The organism is Lentibacillus daqui (assembly GCF_027186265.1).
Lineage (GTDB): Bacteria > Bacillota > Bacilli > Bacillales > Amphibacillaceae > Lentibacillus_C > Lentibacillus_C daqui.
The window spans coordinates 1,802,848-1,825,143 of the sequence record NZ_CP114176.1; the positions used below are offsets into that span (position 1 = coordinate 1,802,848).

22 protein-coding genes are annotated in these 22,296 nt (G+C 40.2%); 20 read left to right on the forward strand and 2 right to left on the reverse strand.

The genetic code is table 11. The features are described 5' to 3' along the window. Positions 1 to 65 precede the first annotated feature (65 nt). The 4 genes from O2S85_RS09125 to O2S85_RS09140 are packed head-to-tail and all read left to right on the forward strand — an operon-like array spanning position 66 to position 3,546. The gene (locus O2S85_RS09125) at positions 66 to 1,103 is read left to right on the forward strand and encodes a YpbB family protein (protein ID WP_269412336.1); all 1,038 of its coding nucleotides are present in this window, start codon (positions 66 to 68) and stop codon (positions 1,101 to 1,103) included. A 10-nt stretch (positions 1,104 to 1,113) separates the two neighbouring features. After that, a complete protein-coding gene (locus tag O2S85_RS09130; protein WP_269412337.1) occupies positions 1,114 to 2,658 on the forward strand; it encodes a RecQ family ATP-dependent DNA helicase in 1,545 nt (514 codons plus the stop codon). After that, positions 2,651 to 3,232 (forward strand): CPBP family intramembrane glutamic endopeptidase, encoded by a 582-nt coding sequence (locus tag O2S85_RS09135; protein ID WP_269412338.1) that lies wholly within the window; start codon positions 2,651 to 2,653, stop codon positions 3,230 to 3,232. Before O2S85_RS09130 ends, O2S85_RS09135 begins: the two co-directional genes overlap by 8 nt. Beyond that, a complete protein-coding gene (locus O2S85_RS09140; protein ID WP_269412339.1) occupies positions 3,229 to 3,546 on the forward strand; it encodes a hypothetical protein in 318 nt (105 codons plus the stop codon). The genes O2S85_RS09135 and O2S85_RS09140 overlap by 4 nt, the downstream gene beginning before the upstream one ends. A 117-nt stretch (positions 3,547 to 3,663) precedes the next feature. On the opposite strand, the gene O2S85_RS09145 is transcribed toward O2S85_RS09140, so the two are convergent. Continuing rightward, a complete protein-coding gene (locus O2S85_RS09145; RefSeq protein WP_439649443.1) occupies positions 3,664 to 5,727 on the reverse strand; it encodes a catalase in 2,064 nt (687 codons plus the stop codon). A gap of 203 nt (positions 5,728 to 5,930) precedes the next feature. On the opposite strand from O2S85_RS09145, the gene O2S85_RS09150 reads away from it, so the two are divergent. The 5 genes from O2S85_RS09150 to O2S85_RS09170 all read left to right on the forward strand — a co-directional run bounded on the left by O2S85_RS09150 (position 5,931) and on the right by O2S85_RS09170 (position 11,034). Beyond that, on the forward strand, positions 5,931 to 6,116 hold the full coding sequence (locus O2S85_RS09150) for a hypothetical protein (protein WP_269412340.1): 186 nt from the start codon (positions 5,931 to 5,933) through the stop codon (positions 6,114 to 6,116). Next, complete coding sequence (locus O2S85_RS09155; RefSeq protein ID WP_269412341.1) at positions 6,113 to 7,504, forward strand: amidase; 1,392 nt, start codon at positions 6,113 to 6,115, stop codon at positions 7,502 to 7,504. Before O2S85_RS09150 ends, O2S85_RS09155 begins: the two co-directional genes overlap by 4 nt. A 357-nt stretch (positions 7,505 to 7,861) precedes the next feature. After that, entirely contained in the window at positions 7,862 to 8,443 is a 582-nt protein-coding gene (locus O2S85_RS09160) for a genetic competence negative regulator (RefSeq protein WP_269412342.1), read from the forward strand. A gap of 193 nt (positions 8,444 to 8,636) precedes the next feature. Beyond that, a complete protein-coding gene (locus tag O2S85_RS09165) occupies positions 8,637 to 9,920 on the forward strand; it encodes a Glu/Leu/Phe/Val family dehydrogenase (RefSeq protein WP_269412343.1) in 1,284 nt (427 codons plus the stop codon). A gap of 127 nt (positions 9,921 to 10,047) precedes the next feature. Then, positions 10,048 to 11,034, forward strand: a complete 987-nt coding sequence (locus tag O2S85_RS09170) for a YpdA family putative bacillithiol disulfide reductase (protein WP_269412344.1) — start codon at positions 10,048 to 10,050, stop codon at positions 11,032 to 11,034. Positions 11,035 to 11,111: 77 nt separating this feature from the next. On the opposite strand, the gene O2S85_RS09175 is transcribed toward O2S85_RS09170, so the two are convergent. After that, positions 11,112 to 12,083, reverse strand: a complete 972-nt coding sequence (locus O2S85_RS09175; RefSeq protein WP_269412345.1) for an asparaginase — start codon at positions 12,081 to 12,083, stop codon at positions 11,112 to 11,114. 261 nt (positions 12,084 to 12,344) lie between these two features. Between O2S85_RS09175 and sleB the strand changes: the two genes are divergently transcribed. The 11 genes from sleB (at position 12,345) to O2S85_RS09230 (ending at position 22,108) form a co-directional block, all read left to right on the forward strand. Continuing rightward, positions 12,345 to 13,130 carry a spore cortex-lytic enzyme gene (gene sleB, locus O2S85_RS09180; RefSeq protein ID WP_269412346.1) on the forward strand — a complete coding sequence of 262 codons (786 nt, stop codon included), beginning with the start codon at positions 12,345 to 12,347 and terminating at the stop codon, positions 13,128 to 13,130. 15 nt (positions 13,131 to 13,145) lie between these two features. Beyond that, entirely contained in the window at positions 13,146 to 14,480 is a 1,335-nt protein-coding gene (gene ypeB, locus O2S85_RS09185) for a germination protein YpeB (RefSeq protein ID WP_269412347.1), read from the forward strand. A 396-nt stretch (positions 14,481 to 14,876) separates the two neighbouring features. Then, positions 14,877 to 15,551 (forward strand): (d)CMP kinase, encoded by a 675-nt coding sequence (gene cmk, locus O2S85_RS09190; RefSeq protein ID WP_269412348.1) that lies wholly within the window; start codon positions 14,877 to 14,879, stop codon positions 15,549 to 15,551. 16 nt (positions 15,552 to 15,567) lie between these two features. Then, positions 15,568 to 16,167 carry a lysophospholipid acyltransferase family protein gene (locus tag O2S85_RS09195; RefSeq protein ID WP_269412349.1) on the forward strand — a complete coding sequence of 200 codons (600 nt, stop codon included), beginning with the start codon at positions 15,568 to 15,570 and terminating at the stop codon, positions 16,165 to 16,167. 73 nt (positions 16,168 to 16,240) lie between these two features. Beyond that, positions 16,241 to 17,371, forward strand: a complete 1,131-nt coding sequence (gene rpsA, locus O2S85_RS09200) for a 30S ribosomal protein S1 (protein WP_269412350.1) — start codon at positions 16,241 to 16,243, stop codon at positions 17,369 to 17,371. A 95-nt stretch (positions 17,372 to 17,466) separates the two neighbouring features. Next, a complete protein-coding gene (locus O2S85_RS09205) occupies positions 17,467 to 18,099 on the forward strand; it encodes a YphA family membrane protein (protein ID WP_439649444.1) in 633 nt (210 codons plus the stop codon). 116 nt (positions 18,100 to 18,215) lie between these two features. Next, complete coding sequence (gene der / locus O2S85_RS09210; protein WP_269412352.1) at positions 18,216 to 19,526, forward strand: ribosome biogenesis GTPase Der; 1,311 nt, start codon at positions 18,216 to 18,218, stop codon at positions 19,524 to 19,526. Positions 19,527 to 19,539: 13 nt separating this feature from the next. Further along, positions 19,540 to 20,586, forward strand: a complete 1,047-nt coding sequence (locus tag O2S85_RS09215) for an NAD(P)H-dependent glycerol-3-phosphate dehydrogenase (protein WP_269412353.1) — start codon at positions 19,540 to 19,542, stop codon at positions 20,584 to 20,586. Positions 20,587 to 20,662: 76 nt separating this feature from the next. Beyond that, positions 20,663 to 20,923 carry a stage VI sporulation protein F gene (locus O2S85_RS09220; RefSeq protein ID WP_269412354.1) on the forward strand — a complete coding sequence of 87 codons (261 nt, stop codon included), beginning with the start codon at positions 20,663 to 20,665 and terminating at the stop codon, positions 20,921 to 20,923. Positions 20,924 to 21,164: 241 nt separating this feature from the next. Next, on the forward strand, positions 21,165 to 21,359 hold the full coding sequence (locus O2S85_RS09225; protein WP_269412355.1) for a DUF2768 family protein: 195 nt from the start codon (positions 21,165 to 21,167) through the stop codon (positions 21,357 to 21,359). A gap of 14 nt (positions 21,360 to 21,373) precedes the next feature. Further along, entirely contained in the window at positions 21,374 to 22,108 is a 735-nt protein-coding gene (locus tag O2S85_RS09230) for a YphF family lipoprotein (protein ID WP_269412356.1), read from the forward strand. Positions 22,109 to 22,296: the final 188 nt, after the last annotated feature.

A 22,296-nucleotide genomic window follows, 5' to 3' on the forward strand; every position in this document is an offset into this window, starting at 1 on the left:
AAACCACTTTTGCTATTTTTCAAACCTTCGCCAGCAACTTCCACGAAAAAGGAGAAGATAATCAATTGCTAATACATAACCTAATCCTAACCTGTTGCCGAAAGATCAAAGCCAAGCGAACAACGGCCGCTATCTATTATATTTTAACAGGGAAAAAATCCGTCCAAACCATGCAGGATATCCATATTTTTGAACTGCAAGCTTACTACGGCGTTGCGCAATCGTTGTCGAAACAGTATTTTCACAAATTGATTCAACAGCTGGAACAACATGACTTACTGGATATTGATGAAGATGCCTGTTTTCGGTTGACAGAAAAAGGGGTAAAATGGCTAAAATCACAGACTCGACCAGCCAATTTTAACGGTTTGAGGTATCATCAGTTAGCACCCATCTTTTCTGACCGTTTGCTGTTATTGATTCAGACATTAACCAATAGTAACATGGGAAATTACCGATTTATTCCGATTGTTGATAAAAAACCGGTACAGGGCTGGGTCAAATCTTTTTACAAAATGGTAAAGACATCAGAATCGGACTATATGAAAGCTTTATACAAGGAATTACATATGTTGTTAAGTACATTATCCGAGGATGAAGCAAATATATTTGTCGACCGTCTGACTGGTTATCAGATTTTCGGAAAAAGCAAACAGCAACTGGCGGAAAAATATCAGTCAACGATAATAGATGTTTCGCTCATCTGGATGCGGATCATTCATCAAATGCTGGCAGGTATTCAGAATGATACGTCAAATTATCCAATATTACATATGATAATTCGTGATTGTGAACAACAGTCGTTTTTTACGAATACAGCGAGAAAGACATACCATCTTCTGAGAAAAAACTACACGATCCCGGAAATTGCCGCAATAAGAGGGCTCAAGGAGAATACAATCCATGATCATATTGTGGAAATTGCTTTAGCAGATCCAACATTTTCGATCAGCCCATTTATTGATAGAGAACAATATCAGGAGATTATAGCCGTTATGGAGCAAATTGATAGTTATTCGTTAAAACAGATTAAAGAAGCATTGTCGTCAGATATTGGCTATTTTCAAATTCGACTTGTATTGGCAACAATTAAACGTGAATAGGGTGGAAGATATGATAGAACAAGCTACATTGGAAGAAAATTTATATCATTATTTTGGGTATAAAACATTTCGAACCGGACAAAGAGAATTGGTAGAGGAAGTATTAAACGGCAATGATGTGTTAGGCATACTTCCGACCGGATCGGGGAAATCATTGTGCTACCAGTTGCCAGCCAAACTAATGAAAGGGACAACGATTGTCGTTTCCCCGCTTATATCACTTATGATCGATCAAGTCAATCAACTAAAGGCAAATCATTTCAAAAAAGTTACGGCATTAAATAGCTTTATGAACCCGATGGAACGGCGACAAATTTATCGGGAACTGCAGACGTATGATCTGATTTATGTTTCACCAGAGCTGTTGCAGCAGGATGAACTAATAAGAAGATTAAAGCAAATCCGAGTTCCTTTATTTGTTATTGATGAAGCACATTGTATTTCGCAATGGGGACACGAATTCCGACCCGATTATTTAAAGTTAGGCTCAGTCATTCGGGAATTAAACGATCCAGTGATCATGGCATTAAGTGCTACCGCCACCAAAGAAGTGCAGCAAGATATTGTTACCTATCTAAAACGACCGAATATGGTGAAACATATCTTTCCAATGGATCGGGAAAATATTGTGATCACAGTCAAAAAGGTTGACGATGATCAGGAAAAAATAGCCCTTTTAAGGGACCTGTTTAAGAAATACACTTGTCCAGCAATTATTTATTTTTCCAGTCGCCACTCAGCGGAGACGACTGCACAACTACTAAGGGAGAAACTGCCGGAGCAACGAATCGCATTTTACCACGGCGGGATGGAGCAGATGGATCGAATTGCCATTCAGCAGCAGTTTATGCACGATCAGTTGGACATTATTTGTTGTACAAGTGCATTTGGAATGGGAATTAACAAAAGTAATATTCGTCTTGTTGTTCATTTTCATCTGCCACCACAATTGGAATCCTATATTCAGGAGATTGGCCGGGCAGGTCGGGATGGTGAGCCCAGTATAGCTTTACTGCTTTATGCCAACATGGACAAGATGATACCAACAGGGTTAATCAGGAAAGAACTCCCTTCCAGGCAGCAACTGGAAATTGTTGTGAGACAACTAGAGTTATTGGAAGAACGAAAACAGGCTTTTCCCAGCACGGAAGAGGCCGTGGATATGTTCCAGCTGAACGAAACTCAATGGCGATTTTTGCGCCATCAAATCGAAAAACATGGTATGATAGAAAAAAATAATTGGGCAGTAAATCATGAGAATTGGCAACGAACACGCCTATCTATACAGCACTATATGGAAGAACGCGTATCCATCAAGGAAAGAAAGCTAATGGAAATGATTCAATGGACAGAGACTCAAGGATGTTTACGAAAACATTTGTATCAACATTTTCAGGATTCGTACAGCAAGCCCTTGGACAACTGTTGCAGTAATTGCGGTTTTTCTTATTCCGTTTTACAACCGGTGGACAAGTCAATAAATACCGATGTTCCTGCAGGTTCCTGGTGGGAAAAACTGCAAAAACTTCTGCTGGCAGGTGGTAACTATGCCTAGCCAACGTGAGATATTGAACCAGCTGACTGACCGGGAATTAACCAAACAATTACTATTTTCCCAAGGGCTGTTGCTTTTTCTTGGTATTCTATTAAGTTTAATCCTATTTGATCATCCTGCGCAATGGCTTCATCTGTTTCGTTTTAATGGTTTTGAAATTGTATATTATGGTGTTTTTCCGGGACTGATTGTCGTAGCTGTGGATGCCGTTTTAATGTATGTCTTGCCTGAACGTTATTATGACGATGGCGGGATAAACGAACGAATTTTTGCCAACCGCTCAGTTATGGGGATAATCGGACTTGTACTATTGATAGCCATTGCAGAAGAGGTTTTGTTCCGAGGCGTGCTACAAACGACCATGGGATATGTTATAGCAAGTACGGTTTTTGCCCTTGTTCATATTCGTTACCTGAAAAAGCCCGTCCTGTTGGTTTCGGTGCTTCTTGTTAGTTTTTATCTTGGTTATATGTTCAAGCTGACAGGCAACTTGTTTACTACTATGACCGCACATTTTATCATTGATTTTTTGTCTGGTCTTCTTATAAGGTTGAAAAAGAGGTGTATGAGATGACAAACCATGGAAATAAACAGGATGAGTTGAAAAAATTGGTGGAAGAAATAACAGATGGAAAGGATACATCCACAAATAGAACCAGCGCGGATGAGCAGATGGATAAAAAACAGATGGTTCCTTCACAAACCAGGGAAATGGATATATTGAATTTACCGCCGAGAAAAGAAGTTCATGGCAAAACAAATCAACGCATCCGTTGGCAGGTAAGCGGACCACTTGTCAGATTGTTATTGGTTATCATTATTATTATTGCTGTTTTAGCAGGTTTATATTATGTGGGTGAGGGAAACATAAGAGGGTTCCTGGGCTGATTTGGTATTGAGACAAATTACCCCCTGTAGCTGTTGGCCGGAAACTACAGGGTATTATCAGGTAATATGCATTCGCATTACTGATTCCGAGGTGATAGAACTCGGCATATTTAAGGGCTATTTTCGATTCCAAAAACGCTGATGGGCAATTGCTTTGACAAATTCGTTTCCAAAGTCGGAATTGTTTCCGGCAAAAACAACACCAGCTGCGGATCTTATTTTAAACTGGGACTGTGCAGTTGTTGCAACACCAATTGGTTTATAATGTTTGAATGCTACTTTTACGAACGACATGACATCCTGGTGGAATTTTGCTTCATTTTTGGAACTTCCACCAACGACATAAAGTGAGTCAAGCAGATAGGGACTAGTTGTCAGAAATGTTTTATCAGCCTCGATTGTTGTGCCGTCTGCCCCTATGACTGTACCAAGCGTTTCACTTACAATATCTATAAATACCCCACATTGCTGTAGATAATTAAGCACATTTATGACCTCTTGACCGTTAAAACCATTGCCAATCAGTACACCTACTTTCTGCGTATATGCATATTTAGGTGTATTGGCCTGACTAAGAGAAGGATAACTGGTAGAAACAGGAACATTGGTCCCGCTTGGGCGATCCACACCAATATTGTCCGCAACAATACATGCCATTTCCTTATCAACGTTGACAAGTATATCAGCAACCTGCTGTCGAACAGATTCGCTTTTTACACTTCCAACCTGATAGCTTAGTCCCTCAATAGTATGCTGCTTTTCTACAGGCGTCAAACTGTTCCAAAATATTCGTGGTTGTGAATAGTAGTCTTTGAATGAATCGCTTCTGGCTCTGATTTTGTAGCCATCGACTTTCTCCGGATAATCTGTATAGCCGCCTTCTTCTGGAGGCACCGTGTATGGCGTGTTATTTGCCAGCGAATTTTGATGATAGTTTACCTTATCAACATCAATTCGCTGTCTCATATAGCCTCGGCGTTGATTATTATGAAACGGGCAGATCGGCCTGTTAATTGGCAATTCAGCGTAATTGGCGCTGCCAAGTCGATGTTGTTGTGTCTCTCTATACGCCATTAATCTTCCCTGCAAAACGGGATCATTGGAAAAATCAATCCCCGGAACGACATTGGCAGGATTAAATGCGGCTTGTTCAGACTCCGTAAAATAATTATCAATATTTCTATTTAATGTCATCTTGCCGATCATCTGAACAGGAACAAGTTCTTCCGGCCAAAATTTTGCAGGATCCAGAACATCAAAGTCGAATGCAAATTCATCCTCCATCGAAATCAACTGGACACCCAACTCATATTCAGGATAAGCGCCTTGGTCAATCGCCTCTCTGAGATCCCGGCGGTGAAAGTCCGGATCGAGTCCGCCGATTTTCAGTGCCTCATCTTGTAAAAGGGAATGAACACCCAGCACTGGTTTCCAGACATATCGCATAAACGTGGCTACACCTTGTTCATTAACGAATAGGTACGTATTAATGGACCATGATTCCATCATTCGGTAACTTCTCAGAATGCCCCGATCAGACATGATCCACAGCACCATATGTAGCGCTTCAACGTTATTGGCCACATAATCCCAGAAACGGTCATGGGCGCCGGAAGCCGTAGGTATATCATCAGCTTGCTTGGCTTGGTATGCATGCATCACATCCGGAAACTTCATCGCGTCTTGATTAACTAATACAGGCATGGCAATAGTTGTCAGATCGACATTTCCTTCTTCTGTATAAAGCTTAACACCCTGACAGCGTAAATCCCTTGCCGTATCATAGGATCCTTTAGCTCCCTGTACAGTAGAAAAACGAATTGTTAGCGGCGTTTTTTTCCCGGCTTCCTGTAAGAAACATGCTTTCGTCACATGTTTCATGGACCGATAACATTCAAACTCTCCATGTGCACTGTAACCTCTTGCATGAACCACTCTTTCCGGGATTTCTTCGTGAACAAAATGGCCCATCTTTTCAAAGAACTCGTAATCCTGACGTAAACTAGGACCACGTATTCCGGCTTTTAATTGGTCCTGATCCTGTGATCTTTTTTTTCCTTCCTGTGTCGTCATTGGTTTCCCGGAATCTTTTACACGGAACTGATCCAGCTGCTGTTGTTTGAGATTTTCACGATGTCTTTCTTCGTTTCTTGATGACTTATCATCCATATAATCACCCATCCTATAAATACATTTTTCAACCCCATATATATTTGTATGTTTTACTATTGAGCTTAGAACATCTTTTATTTATGGTAATGGATAATTTACATCATTATTGAATCAGCTCGCGGGCAGACTACATAACGCGATTTTTTGGTCTTCCTGCACTTTCTCCTAGGCTTTTCATATAGTAATTACAACCCGCAAAGGAGGGAACATGAATGGATTACGTAAACTTCTTAAAACAGCGATTATATTTACAGGGAATTCCAGTCTATGAAAATGATATCACCCATATTCATAACATAATCTACACGATAAACCAGGCTCAATCATCGCTCCGCACCTTCCCCCATCTAAACCAAGAGGTGCCAATTACGATTGTTGATAAGGAGTTAATGCTATGACTGACCTAGCCTTTCTAACCGCTACCGATCTTGCATCATTAATAAAATCTAAACAACTATCTCCTGTAGAATTGACAAGACATATATTAAATCGCATAGATACGTTTGATCCGATCCTTCATACGTATATTACTCCGCTGCCCGAATTGGCGCTTCAACAAGCAAGGGAAGCAGAAGCGAACATTATGCATGGGCGATATATTGGACCTCTCCATGGCATCCCACTTGGTATCAAGGATAATTACTATACAAGAGGTATAAGAACAACGGTTGGCTCCAAACTTTTTGCTGATTTCGTCCCGGAGGAAACAGCTACAGCAGCAGATAAATTGTTAGACGCTGGGGTGATCATGTTAGGGAAGCAAAACATGCATGAACTTGCAGCTGGATCAACTGGTACCAATCCGTTTTTTGGGACTACCCGAAACCCTTGGAATACCCAATGTATGCCAGGCGGCTCAAGTGGTGGTGGTACCGCTTCTTTGGCAGCTGGACTGGCAACAATTGCTACTGGAACCGATACTTTTGGGTCGATTCGCTTACCTGCAGCCATGTGTGGGGTTTACGGATTAAAGCCAACCTATGGGCTTGTTAGCACGCAAGGCATTTTCCCTACAGCTATGTCATTAGATACTGCTGGACCCATAGCGCGCTCAGTTTCCGATTTGGCTTTGATGCTTAACGTCATGGCAGGTTTTGATACAAATGATCCTACAAGCCTGAGGGTATCTATTCCCAATTACATGATAAATCTAAATAAAGGAATTAGCGGACTAAAAATAGGTATACCCACTTACTATCTCGAGGGGTTAGACCCAGATGTGGAAAAACTCTTTAACAATGCAATAGCAACATTGCAACATCTGGGAGCTGAAATAAGGGAGGTTGAGATCCCTGAATTATCGATGTCAACATTTTCTGGATACGTGGTTGTGACAGGGGAAGCAGCAAATTTACATTACAAATGGCTACAGGAACATGCAGAGGATTATTCCACAGACATCCGGTCCTTCTTTCTATCGGGTATATTAACGAATACACCGCAATATGTTAGCGCTCAACAAGCTCGAAGAAAGATGGTAGAGTCATTTCATAAAACTTTTTGCGATGTTGATGTAATGCTTGGACCAACTATCCCCATCACAACTCCAGCGTTCGATGAGAATTGGGTTAAACAAAATTTAGATGTGATAAGACGATGTTTGCCATTTACTTCTCCTGTGAATTTAACGGGTACACCGAGCTTATCTGTACCAATGGGATTAGATTCAAAAAGAATGCCAGTCGGTATGCAATTCATTGGAAATCATCTTTCCGAAAAACAGTTGCTGCAAATTGGTTACGTCTGGGAAAGTACAGATCCTTTAGGTAGGTATTATTATGAATGATTAATCAAAGAGGACGTGATCTTGAGAGGTTCATGTCCTGTTTCGTATACCAGATACCAACGACACTTCATACGTATATGCCGGGTAGAATTTGTCCTAATCATGGTTAATTTAATACATAAAATATGGTATGATCACAATATAAAGGGAAGGAAAGCATAGTGATGTTTACTTGTAAGAATTTCAAAAGGGATAAACCGGCCATTATGAATATTCTTTATGGCGGAATCATTTATCAAGACATTAAAATGATCCTTCTAAATAGTTCAACAATGCCATGATTTGCATATGATATGGTAAGCAGAATAAATAAGTGATTGAAATAGGATAATTTTGTTGCGTAAAGGAGGATACGAGATGCGTATAGAACGAGTATCCGATAATCAATTTACCATTTTCTTAACGTTTGATGATTTAATCGAACGCGGTTTTACCAAAGAGGACTTGTGGGAAGATGTAACAGGTGTCCGCAATTTATTTAGTGATATGATGTACGAAGCAAGTACGGAATTGGGCTTTGAATTGGGCGGTTTACTGCTTGTACAAGTCCATTTGATGCAGGCGCAGGGCATGCATGTTATCGTGACACAAAACAGTGAAAATATAAATTGGGATGAGGATTTTGTTGAAATGAAAGTAACCTTGGATGAAAGCAAAGAGCTAATCTTCTCTTTTGATGACTTCGAGGATATTATTCAATTGGCAGCTAACTTACAGGCCAAATCCATCGACGGGGGAAAAATTTATCACATGGATGACCGCTATTACATGCTGATGGAGGATGCGGATCTAAAGGACAATTACCGCGAACATATCATTGCCATTATTCTTGAATACTCTTCACCAAGCATTATTACATCCACACGGTTGAAGGAATATGGGAAGGTTATTATGGAACAGGATGCAATTAGACGGATTATGGAAACATTTTACGTGTGAATGTTTCCATCTAACGTCTGATTCATCACAGGGATTAACTGATAGAAAAGACCTTGGGAATCGTCCGGTTATTTTTTCCATTGCTTTGAGAGGAAATAACTATATTTTATTGCATATTTACTATGAAGGTGTATACTAATCTCTGAGTACAGCTATTATATAAAAATGGATGGATATTATAGGAGGTAAATTCATGGTAGCCGATAAAGCAGCAGATTCTTCCGGAAATCAAACAAACGAGAAAATGGACGTATTAAATTCAACCCGAACTGTTGTAAAAAATGCGTTGGATAAGTTGGGTTACCCTGATGAGGTATTTGAATTATTAAAGGAACCAATGCGAATGTTGACAGTGAGAATACCTGTTAGAATGGACGATGGCTCCATCAAAATTTTTACCGGTTATCGCGCGCAACATAACGATGCTGTTGGTCCAACCAAAGGCGGTGTTCGCTTCCATCCGGACGTGACGGAGACAGAAGTCAAGGCGCTGTCCATTTGGATGAGTTTAAAAGCAGGTATCGTTGATTTGCCATATGGTGGTGGTAAAGGTGGAATCATCTGTGATCCTCGTGAGATGTCCTTTCGTGAATTGGAAGGGCTAAGTCGTGGCTATGTTCGGGCAATTAGTCAGATTGTTGGTCCGAATAAGGACATTCCTGCTCCGGATGTGTTTACAAACTCACAAATTATGGCATGGATGATGGATGAATACAGTCGCATTGATGAATTTAATAGTCCAGGATTTATTACAGGTAAACCAATCGTTCTCGGCGGCTCGCACGGAAGAGACTCTGCAACTGCAAAAGGCGTTACAATTGTTATCAATGAAGCAGCAAAAAAACGGGGCATTGATGTAAACGGGGCAAGGGTAGTTGTTCAGGGATTCGGTAATGCAGGCAGCTTTTTATCCAAATTTCTGCATGATGCCGGTGCAAAAGTGGTTGGTATCTCTGATGCATATGGCGCACTTCATGATCCGGATGGTTTGGATATCGATTATTTATTGGATCGCCGGGACAGCTTTGGTACGGTGACAAAATTATTTAATAACACGATTACCAATAAGGAATTGTTGGAATTGGATTGTGATATCCTTGTACCTGCCGCAGTTGAAAACCAAATTACAGCGGAAAATGCGCATAATATTAAAGCAGATATTGTCGTTGAAGCCGCGAACGGTCCAACAACATTAGAGGGTACTAAAATTTTGACTGATCGTGGTAAATTACTGGTACCGGATGTACTGTCATCCGCAGGCGGTGTGACTGTTTCCTATTTTGAATGGGTACAGAACAACCAAGGCTATTATTGGCCAGAGGAAGAAATTGAAGAAAAACTGGAAAATATTATGGTGAAATCATTTAATGCTATTTATAATACAGCACAAACAAGACGCGTAGATATGCGGTTGGCAGCATACATGATCGGCGTACGAAAAATGGCAGAAGCAGCCAGATTCCGCGGCTGGGTGTAAGTGCAAAAGCGCAGGCGACCGGTTGGGTGCGAAAAAATCGAATTGAATGACGGAAAAACTCTTATCATGTATATTTGTATGGTAAGAGTTTTTTTATGTTTATAAGTTAGAAAGGGAAGTGCGTACGATGCAAATGGAGCATACGATTATTGTAGGTGGCGGTCCTTGTGGTCTATCAGCTGCAATTGAATTACAAAGAAAAAACATTATACCGCTTATCATTGAAAAAGAAAATATTGTTAATACCATCTATAATTTCCCGACACACCAAACCTTTTTTAGTACAAGTGATCGTTTGGAAATTGGCGATCGGATGTTTATTACAGAAAAGCAAAAACCCGTTAGAATGGAAGCTTTAACCTATTATCGTACGGTAGCCGAGCGGGAAAAAATAAGAATCAATCCTTACGAAAAGGTAATAGAGATAGAAAAACAAGATGACACATTTTTCGTGAAATCGCAAAAGACAACTGGCGAAACGCAAGAAATACAGGAATATCAGGCAGAAAATGTGATCATCGCTTCAGGCTATTATGATCATCCCAATTGGCTGAACGTTCCGGGAGAAGAAAAGCAAAAGGTTGTGCATTATTTTAAGGAAGGACATCCGTATTTTAATAAAGATGTGGTTGTGATCGGTGGGAAAAACTCAGCTGTTGACGCGACAATGGAACTTCATAAAGCGGGAGCCCGGATTACTGTTTTATATCGGGGCAGTTCTTACTCAAAGAGCATCAAGCCATGGATCCTGCCTGATTTTGATTCATTAATACGGAAAAATATTGTAACGATGGAATTCAATGCACAGGTGAACGAAATTAAGGATGATGCTGTTGTCTATACCGTAAACGGTGAAACAAAACAGATTAAGAATGATTACGTTTTTGCAATGACCGGCTATCGACCAGACCACCAATTTCTTAAAAATACCGGCATTTATATTAATGAGGAAGACGGTCGGCCTTACTTCAATGAGCAAACAATGGAAACTAATATTCCGGGAATTTATGTCGCTGGTGTTATCACTTCAGGGTATAATAATAATATTATCTTTATTGAAAATGGTCGTGATCACGGCAAATTAATTGCTGAGGCGATCCAGAATAAGAAATAAACAGACAAGATTAAGACAAGTAAAATGGGGATGGCAGTAAATAGCCATCCCCATTTTGGTTTTAATACATGTCCGGTTTATTTTTGCTCAAAGCAGCGTTTTAACGTGTCCAGATCATGCTGTTGCTGTTCAAGTGCCAATAATAATTTTATGCGAGCCTTGGGACCATTTAACCCCTTAGCAAAAATAATGCCCATGTCTTTAAGCTGTTTGCCTCCGCCGTCATAGCTGTACGTTGGCTGGACAATCCCCTGATAGCATCTTGAAACAAGTGCCACAGGTATTCCTTCAGCTATCATGGTTTGCAGGGAGGGTATTACCTCTTTTGGCAGATTTCCTTGGCCAAGCCCTTCAATGACAACTCCATCAGGTTTCAAGTTTGCTACCGCATTGATTAATTGGCTATCCATGCCGGCATAAGCTTTTAATAAGATAACCGTTTTTATAATCGTTTTGACAGGAAAAAACTCCCTTGTAATAATTGTGTGATGAAAAATAATCGAATCCTTCGTTATGATACCAATTGGGCCATATTGTGGGCTTTGAAATGTTGCCACATTACTGGTTGATGTCTTGGTCACATTATCAGCAGTGTGTATCTCATCATTCATTACCACCAATACTCCTTTTCCCGCGGCATCATCTTCTACCGCAACCCTTAATGAGCTAAGCAAGTTATAAAGTGCGTCTGAACCAATTTCGTTACTGGATCGCATCGCACCTGTGAGAATAATTGGTTTATTTGTTTGCACAACCAAGTTGAGAAAATATGCTGTTTCCTCCAATGTGTCAGTTCCATGTGTGACAACGATACCATCGTACAAGTCGCTTTTTTGATCAATTAATTTGGCCAAATCCAACATATGTTTAGGGGTTATTTGTGGAGAGGGCAACTGAAAAGCAATGATCTCATCCACATCGGCAACTGCTTTAAAATGGGCTGATACATTCATTAATGGATGATCCGCTGTTGTTGTAACCTCACCCGTTTGTTTATTTTCCAGCATGGAGATTGTCCCTCCAGTGTGAATGATTAAGATACGTTTCAAAAATATCACCTACCAATAAGTTTTTTAGTTCAACTAGTCCGGCTTATCACGCAAGCTTTATATATTCCAATCCCAATACCATCATACGATAATTTGGATTATATGGGAAACAGTTATGAAGAGAGATCAGCGTCCTACATACGTTTTATACGGTATTATACCTCTTAAAAATTTCGCTTACCAAACGGTTGCAACATAAATGAATAAAAAGGATGTTAAATCAAAAAATAGGTTCATCAATGCAAGGTAGGAGGAAAAAGTATGACCTGTAAAAAAATGTTCCTATTATTTATTATCATATGTTTCTTTTCCGTAGGACTCCAGGCATCACACCCCCCAAAAACTGTACATGCTTTTAGTGACCAAGTTATTCAAAAAGGTGCAACAGGAGACGATGTTATCGAGCTTCAGGCCAGATTGCAATACATTGGTTTCTATAAGGGGAAGATTGATGGAGTTTTTGGGTGGGGAACATATTGGGCATTACGAAATTTTCAACAGGAATTCGGGATGAAGGTAGATGGGCTTGCGGGTCCGAAATTAAAGCAAAAGCTAGTTAAGGCAACGAAGTATGATAAACAACGCATACTTAAACAAATGGGGAACGGACAGGCGGCTGCCAATCAAGGCGGTGGAAATAACACGAATAAGCAAAGCAACACAACAACTTCGGTTAACGTACCCCAAGGTTTTTCGCAAAATGATATTAAATTAATCGCTAATGCGGTATATGGTGAATCACGTGGAGAGTCGTATGTCGGTCAGGTTGCTGTTGCAGCAGTAATATTAAACCGGGTGGAAAGTCCGAATTTCCCGAATACAGTTTCCGGTGTTATCTTTGAACCATTGGCCTTTACAGCCGTTGCGGACGGACAAATTTGGTTAACACCAAACGAAACAGCAAAAAGAGCAACACTGGATGCAATCAATGGCTGGGATCCAACAGGAAATGCACTATATTATTTCAATCCAGCAACAGCTACATCTGCCTGGATTTGGTCCAGACCGCAAATCAAACAAATTGGTAAGCACATATTTTGTAAATAGAAAGGTGTGATAGACATGACTCGATGGATATTAATTACCGTATTGGCAGTTGGCTTGGTTGGAGTTGGAATTTGGGGTTATCAGGAGCATCGTGATAAAAATGCAGTTCTTATGCAAGCAGAGAATACCTATCAACGCTCATTTCACGACCTCTCATACAATATGGATTTATTAAATGACAAGATCGGCACGGCACTTGCGATGAACTCCAGGGGAACATTATCTCCGCAATTAGCCGAAATTTGGCGTCTCTCATCAAACGCACTATCTGATGTTGGACAACTGCCATTGTCGTTGCTTCCATTTAATAAGACAGAGGAGTTTCTGTCCAATATTGGTGATTTTACCTATAAAACAGCGGTTAGGGATTTAGATAAAAAGCCGCTGACCGATCAGGAAACAAAAAAGTTGGAGACATTATATAAACAATCGGGTGATATCACGAATGAATTGCGCCAAGTACAACACGTTGTCCTCAATAATAATCTTCGTTGGATGGACGTACAGCTCGCCTTGGCATCTGATAAAGCCAAATCGGATAACACAATCATTGATGGACTGAAAACTGTCGAGAAAAAATCAGAAGGGTTCTCAGAAAGCAACCTGAATACTGCACCAACCGGAAAGTCATCACAGGAACATCAATATAAATTTCTGAATGGGAATAAAATCTCAAAAAACGAGGCATTAAAGCGTGCCAGGTCACTTTTGCAGATTTCAAATGACGATGATGTCACGCTAACCAAAAGTGGTAAAGGTGCAGATATACCGTTCTACAGTATATCCTCTAAAGATGGCGACAAATCTTCTTATATGGATATATCAGAACAAGGGGGAAAACCTATTTCACTTGTTGTCGACCGTCCAGTGGGAGAACAAAAACTGAGCCTCAATGATGGCTTAAAAAAGGCTGAAGCCAACTTAAAAAAATATGGTTTTGATCATATGAAATTTTTCCAAAGCAGTCAATATGATAATGTTGGTGTCTATTCTTTTCTTTATGATGACGATGGTGTCCGGGTTTATTCTGATGCAGTTCAGGTGAAAGTGGGACTGGATAAGGGAGATATATTAGGCTTAACCGCAAGAGAATACTACATGAACCATACCGATCGGGATATAGCCAAACCTAACATTACGAAAGATGAAGCTAAAGCAAAAGTCAACCCGGAAGTAAAGATTAACGAAGAACATTTGGCGGTGATTGATAATGATTCGGGTGACGAGGTATTAACGTACGAATTCCTTGGTGTACTTGGTAATGAAACATACCGCATTTTTATTAATGCAATGGATGGCAGCGAGGAGAAAGTAGAAAAAATGGGTGGAACGGAACTGAAATATGCATGACATTCGGGGATGGGCAAAACGCCCCTCCCTTTTCATTTACAGGTAATCGTGGGTAATCATTGTCGCTATCCGGGCACTTCCGCTTTTGATCGTCCAGCTCCAGTGCCCAGCGACTAGCAAACTTCAGAATTCTTCCTCCGATAAGTCAACATCGGTTCGTAAGTTAAAGGAAGGCCGACTAAGAACGGCCTTTGCGGCCAACGTCGGCATACCCCTTTTGCAGGGGCATGTTTCCTTTATCTCGTCAGAATCCTTCCAGTTTGTACGTCGCTATCCGGGCACTTCCGCTTTTGATATAATTATGTTATTATTTCTATAGTGTTTTTCTTTTCATGTCTTTTGGGCTTGAATGGGTTATTATGTATTACTGGGTAATGAGAGGAATGAGTAACATTAATGAAGGAACAAATCAGAATAGCAATTGACGGGCCTGCTGCAGCGGGAAAAAGCACCGTGGCGAGAATTGTCGCTCGTAAGCTTAGTTATATTTATATTGATACAGGTGCCATGTACCGCGCTTTAACGCTGAAGGCATTACGAGAAGACGTCCCTGTTGATGACGAAATACGTTTGTCCGAGCTGTTAATACATACTGAAATTGTGCTCATGCAGGCAGAAGGAGGACAAAGCGTTTTAGTAGATGGTGAAGATGTCACATCGGAAATTCGCTCGTTGCCAATTACCAATCAAGTTTCCTATGTAGCCAAACATCCAAGTATACGCAAAGAAATGGTCAAACGGCAGCAGGAACTTGCCGCAACAGGCGGGGTGGTAATGGATGGGCGGGATATCGGCACCCATGTATTGCCGGATGCCGAAGTGAAAATATTTCTTTTGGCAACAGTGGAAGAACGAGCAAGACGCAGGTATAAAGAAAACGAAGAAAAAGGCTTTCATTCGGATTTGGATGAACTGAAAAAGGAAATAGAACAACGGGATCTGATTGATTCAAAACGGGAGACGGCGCCACTAGTCAAGGCAAAAGATGCTGTTGAAGTAGATACGACATCATTGTCAATCAGGGAAGTGGCAGCGCTTATATTGGATCAGGTCAAAAAAGTAATCAGTTGAAATGGATGGATGAATTATGAGCTTTTATCATTTTGCAAAGGTCATTGTATCGCTTATCTTTTTTCCTTTGTATCGCATCCACGTAATCGGTAAAAATAATGTACCAAGTTCAGGTCCTGTGATCATTTGCAGTAATCATATATCCAATTTGGATCCCCCGGTAGTCGGAATCACCTCACCCCGAGAGATTTATTTTATGGCAAAAGGGGAATTATTCAACAAACGTTTTTTGAACAAGTTATTATCAGCGTTTCATGCCTTCCCGGTGAAAAGAGGAATGAGCGACCGTAACGCATTGCGAAAAGGGCTAAATATCCTTAAAGAAGGTCATACACTGGGGCTCTTTCCTGAAGGGACAAGGAGTAAGACCGGGGAATTGGGCGAGCCATTAGCAGGCGCTGGGTTTTTTGCTTTACGTTCCAATGCGACAATTGTTCCATGCTTCATTTCCGGGCCATATAAACCGTTTCACAAACAAACGGTTATATACGGAAAACCAATGAATATAGAAGCTTACCGTAACAGCAAGAGTTCCGCCAAAGAATGTGCGGAAGCAATTATGGCCGAAATCAAATTGTTAAAAGATCAGCATGAATCTACTTTACTTGACAAATAAATATAACTGTTAGAAGTTAGAAAAAAGAATATTTTATTATTTAGTTGGCTGTGTATCTTAAGGAGGCAATATGATGAGTGAATCAAATCATGAGTTAACCGAAGTTTCGATAGGCGATGTTGTGACCGGGACCGTTATAAAGGTAGAGGAAAAACAGGTTTTGGTCGACATTGGATATAAAACAGAAGGGATTGTTCCGATTAGTGAGCTGTCCAACCTTCATGTAGAAACAACAGGCGATGTGGTTAAAGAAGGCGATGAACTGCAATTGAAGGTAAAGAAAGTAGAGGATGATGAGGTAGTCTTATCGAAGCGTGCAGTAGATGCGGACAAGGCTTGGGACACTTTGGAAACCAAATATCAAAATGGCGATATTATAGAAACAGAGGTTAAAGAAGTTGTCAAAGGTGGCTTAGTCGTTGATATTGGTCTGCGCGGATTTATTCCTGCCTCACTTGTAGAAACTTATTATGTAGAGGATTTTTCAGAATATCTTCATCAGCCAATAACCGTGAAAATTGTTGATCTGGACAAAGAACAAAACCGGGTTATTTTATCCCACCGCGCTGTCGTGGAGGATGAGCAGACTGCGAGAAAACAGCAATTATTACAATCATTGGAAGCGGGTCAAGTGCTGGAAGGAACCGTACAGCGAATTACGAGTTTCGGTGTATTTGTTGATCTTGGCGGAATTGATGGCCTTGTCCATATATCCCAGCTTGCTCATGAACATGTTAATAAGGCATCAGATGTTGTATCAGAGGGCGATAAAATTAAGGTCGAGGTATTGGCTGTCGATCGTGACAATGAACGCATTTCACTGTCGCGGAAAGCTACATTGCCTGGCCCGTGGGAAAATATAGAAGAACGCATTTCCAAAGGTGACGTTCTCGAAGGTACAGTGAAGCGGCTGGTAAACTTTGGCGCGTTTGTTGAAGTGTTACCAGGTGTAGAGGGCTTAGTGCATATTTCCCAAATCGCCAATCGTCACATTGGTACACCACAGGAGGTATTGGAAGAAGGTCAAACGGTCAAGGTTAAAGTCCTTGATGTTAATGAAACAGAAGAACGCATATCACTAAGTATTAAAGACTTGGAAGAGCAACAAGCCACAGACGATTATAAGCAATATGAGAAAGACGATGATCAATCCAGTTTCCAGCTCGGTGATATGATTGGTGATAAATTGAATAAATATAAGTAAGTAAAACTTAAATAAAAAAATAAAAGTTCCTCATGGATGTCGTGAGGAACTTTTTTGTTTAAGAAACCGCCATAGTAGTTATAATACTAAGGGTGGTGAGTTCATTGACAGACGGATTAATATTTTTATGGTTTTCTTGGATATTATGGATCATAGTTACGTTCTTTATGCGGAAAGGACGAAAACGAACGTATTTTGCCTGTGTGTTGCTATTGTTAATTTGCGGTTCAAATATGACATGGGAAATTGGAGAATATAAGGTTACTTTTTCATTTTTAATTCTGTTCGTTTCACTTGTTTTTTTTCATACTATCGCTCAGTCACTTTACCTGTTATTTTCCGCATTTACCCTTTGTCTTGCTTATACTGGTATTCTATTTTGGGAACAAATCACGCCGATATGGATGTTTTTGCCACGAATGATACTTATCCCCCTTGTACTGGTTACTATCATTTCTGTGCTAATCAAATCATTCGAACACAAATTGGCAATTGGATTATTCGGAATTACTTTTGGAGAAATATATCATAGTGTTGTTTTAGTGAGGTATACGATTCGGGAACCCATCGGGGATACGGCATTTTTTGATATGTTAATGACATTTTTGATGCTTCTTACTGTTCTTGAAATATTGCATAAAGGAAAAACTGTCTTATACGCTTTTGCCCAAACATTCTCACGGCCAACTGTTAAAAAGCATAAAGTACACAAAACATTAAATGGATGACTACGAGTTCGACAGGAAATATGTTGTGATTAGTGTGTGCTTTTGCTAGAATTAATAAAGCTGTAACAGGGAATCTTTCCCGAAACAGTAGAAAGTGTAGAAAGGATGTTCCTTTCATGAGGAAATCTGTTATTGCAATTGTAGGCAGACCAAATGTCGGAAAATCAACCATCTTTAATCGGCTGGTTGGCGAGCGTATATCAATCGTAGAAGACATTCCAGGAGTTACAAGAGATCGTATTTATGCAGAAGGAGAATGGTTAACATCAACATTTAATATTATTGATACCGGTGGAATTGAAGTTGGAGATGAACCATTACTGGTAAAGATGCGCCAACAAGCGGAAGTGGCGATCGAGGAAGCAGACGTCATCATCTTTTTGGTAAATGGACGTGAAGGAATTACAGCTGCTGATGAAGAAGTAGCTAAAATATTATATAAGTCAAACAAACCGGTTGTTCTGGCGGTAAATAAAGTAGATAACCCGGAAATGCGGGAACAAATTTACGAATTTTATTCCCTTGGATTTGGCGAACCATATCCAATTTCCGGTGCGCATGGACTTGGTCTTGGTGATATGCTGGATGCAGTCGTTGAGCTGTTTCCAGAACGGGAATTAGTTGATGAAAACGAAGATACGATCCATTTTAGTGTAATTGGCCGTCCGAACGTTGGAAAGTCATCATTGGTAAACGCTATTTTAAATGAGGATAGGGTAATCGTCAGTGAAATAGAGGGCACGACAAGAGACGCCATTGATACCAAATTGCGCAAAGACGACCAGGAATACGTCATTATTGATACAGCTGGAATAAGAAAGCGCGGGAAAGTATACGAAACAACGGAAAAATACAGTGTGTTACGAGCATTAAAGGCAATTGAACGATCAGACGTTGTTTTAGTACTTATTGATGCAGAAACAGGTATCCGTGAGCAAGACAAGAAGGTTGCCGGTTATGCCCATGATGCTGGACGAGCTATTGTGATCGTTGTTAATAAATGGGATACTGTAAAATCAGATGAGAAGGCAATGAAAGAGTTTGAAACAAAGGTCAGGGCACATTTTCAATTTTTGGATTATGCGCCAATTGTTTTCTTGTCTGCTAAGACGAAAAAGCGATTGCATACACTGTTACCTGCCATCAATCTGGCGAGTGAAAACCATGCCAAACGGGTGCCAACCAATGTTTTGAATGATGTTATTATGGATGCCTTGGCAATGAACCCAACGCCAACTATAAAAGGGAAACGGCTGAAAGTTCTTTATACAACACAAGTGGCAGCGAAACCACCCGCTTTTGTTGTGTTTGTCAATGATCCGGAGTTAATGCATTTTTCCTATAAACGTTTTTTGGAAAACAAGATCAGGGATGCGTTTGGATTTGTTGGTACACCGATAAAAATTTTTGCACGAAAAAGGCAATAGGAGGAGAACTATTTTGGCAAAAGTTGCTGTACTAGGTGCCGGAAGTTGGGGCACCGCATTAAGTATTGTACTTGCAGATAAAGGACATGATGTACGGTTATGGACGCATCGCAAGGAACAGGCGGATGCGATTAATACAACCCATAAGAATGAAAAGTATCTGGAAATTATGATTCCGGAAAAAATAATAGCGTATCATGATTTACAACAGGCAATACAAGATGTATCTGCCATTATTCTAGTCGTTCCAACGAAAGCGATCCGGGAAGTATGCAGCCAATTGGATACACTATTGGAGGAAAAAGTTACCCTCATTCATGCATCGAAAGGGATTGAACCAGAGAGCCTGAAACGTGTTTCCGAAATGATAGCCGAAGAAATGTCCCAGTACAAAAATGACGATATTGTTGTGCTTTCCGGACCGAGTCATGCCGAAGAAGTTGCAAAACGGCAACCAACAACAGTTACTGTTTCGTCATTAAATGAAAAAAATGCATGTGTGGCCCAAGACCTGTTTATGAGTGATACATTTCGTGTGTATACCAGCACGGATGTAATTGGGGTTGAGCTTGGCGGCGCTCTAAAAAATATCATCGCCCTTGGTGCAGGAATTTCGGATGGGTTGGGATATGGAGACAATGCAAAAGCAGCGCTCATTACCAGAGGATTAGCAGAAATTGCCCGGCTTGGGGCTTCACTTGGTGCCAATCCGTTAACTTTCCTTGGATTACCTGGTGTAGGGGATTTAATCGTAACTTGTACAAGTGTACACAGCAGGAATTGGCGAGCCGGAAATCTATTGGGAAAAGGAAACAAGCTCGACCAGGTATTAAGTCAGATGGGAATGGTTGTCGAAGGGGTCAGAACGGCAAAAGCTGCCTATCAATTTGCCCAAAAACAAGAAATTGAAATGCCAATAACTGCTGGTATTCATAAAATATTGTTTGAAGATGCCAAACCAAAAGATGTGGTTGACCAATTAATGAATCGGACAAAACGGGATGAAATGGATGATTTGGCTGTATTGTTAAGTAATCGATATTCGTCCAATACGGATTAAACTAGCCTAATATCCACTCACTTTCCCCCTTACCTTGCATATAATATGATGAATTAAATTGCAAGGAGGGAAGCTAGTGAGCAATTTTCAAAAGAGTCTCTTTGACAAACTAAACCAAAAAGCTAACATCGATCCCAACGAAGTATATAAAGTGGCTGATTCGGTCAAAAACGCGAACTTTTCCGATGAAAAAACCGTTCGGGATTTGGTACGCAGGCTGTCAAAATTGGCAAACAAACCAATTTCCAAAGAAAAAGAAGACAAAATTGTACAATCTATTACGAAAAATAAAATGCCAGCAGATATGCAATCACTGAATCAACTATTTAAAAAGTAATAAGAACTGGGCAAGTTGAGGATGCAAATACGGAAAATCTTGCATAAAATAAATCGCACAAGCATTCATGGATAGAGTTGTTGTGGGTGTTATTTAGTCAATCTGAGATGAAGTTAGCCCTCCTTCATCTCAGGAAATATTTTCGGACGTTTTAAACAAAAGGTCTTTTCGTGCGATGGGCAATAATCATGTGTTATAATAATTTGTCAGGTTATGAGGTGCTCGATTTAGAGGTGAGGTTATGTCAGTAGGCTTAATAAAAATGTGGATATCCTTTGCTGGAATAATCCTGCTGTTAATAGCAATCGGTCTGATTCTCTTAAGCAGATACAAGCTGAAAGGATTTTTTGCTATCATCATTTCTGTACTTGCTTATATCTGTTTGATTTTAGGCGGTATTATTATATTTTATATTGTTCTTAGCGGGCCAGTGTAGGAGGAGACACACCAATGAAATATACATATTTTCGTTTATGCATTGTTTTGCTTGTTATCATTGCGACATTAAGCGGATGTTTGTACCCGGATGACAAGCTTAGCAAAAATAATGCTCCAAATGAAGATCAACTGGAATTGGTTCAAAATGCGGTTGATGAATACCAGGAACAAACAAATGGTCTGGTTCCCATCAAAACGAAGGATGAGGATACACCAATTTTTCAAAAATACTTGATTGATTTTACAGCATTAAAGGAAAAGCACCTTATTACCGAAACTCCTGGAAATGCCTATGAAAATGGCGGAGTCTATCAATACACATTGATCACGCCGGAGGATAATCCCCGGGTTAAATTAATTGATTTGCGCATGACGGAAACCATTCGTTCGGTAGGGGTCAAGCTGAATATGTATCGGAATGAGCACATGTATCCGCCATATGGAGAACAAATTACCAAAGGAGTATATAAATTAAATTATAAAAAGTTAGGATTGGACAGGGAACCGGTTGTAAAAAGCCCATACTCCCAAAAGAATCTGCCCGTCATTATCAATACCGATGGTGAATTATTTGTTGACTACCGGATGGATCTTTATGACGCATTAAATAAGCATGGGCATGATGTGAAGGAAGGGGACGACATCCGCTACCTGTTAGCAGAAAACAACCCATTTGTACCAGCGTATTCACTTCCGTACACTGTTCATGATGGAGAGCCGGTTTTTTTACAAAAAGAAGATAAATAAGGCATATAAACTCCCTTGTCACATATATTGTGGCAAGGGAGTTTTATTGGAATGTGATTATTGAATAACGGGTAATTGTTACGACACTCCCCCGAAAATTTCGGTCCTTTCTAATGTTACACGTTATTCACCACAGAGACACCAGGATTCTTTTTTATATTTTTCTATTCATTTAAGGCATAATTTGA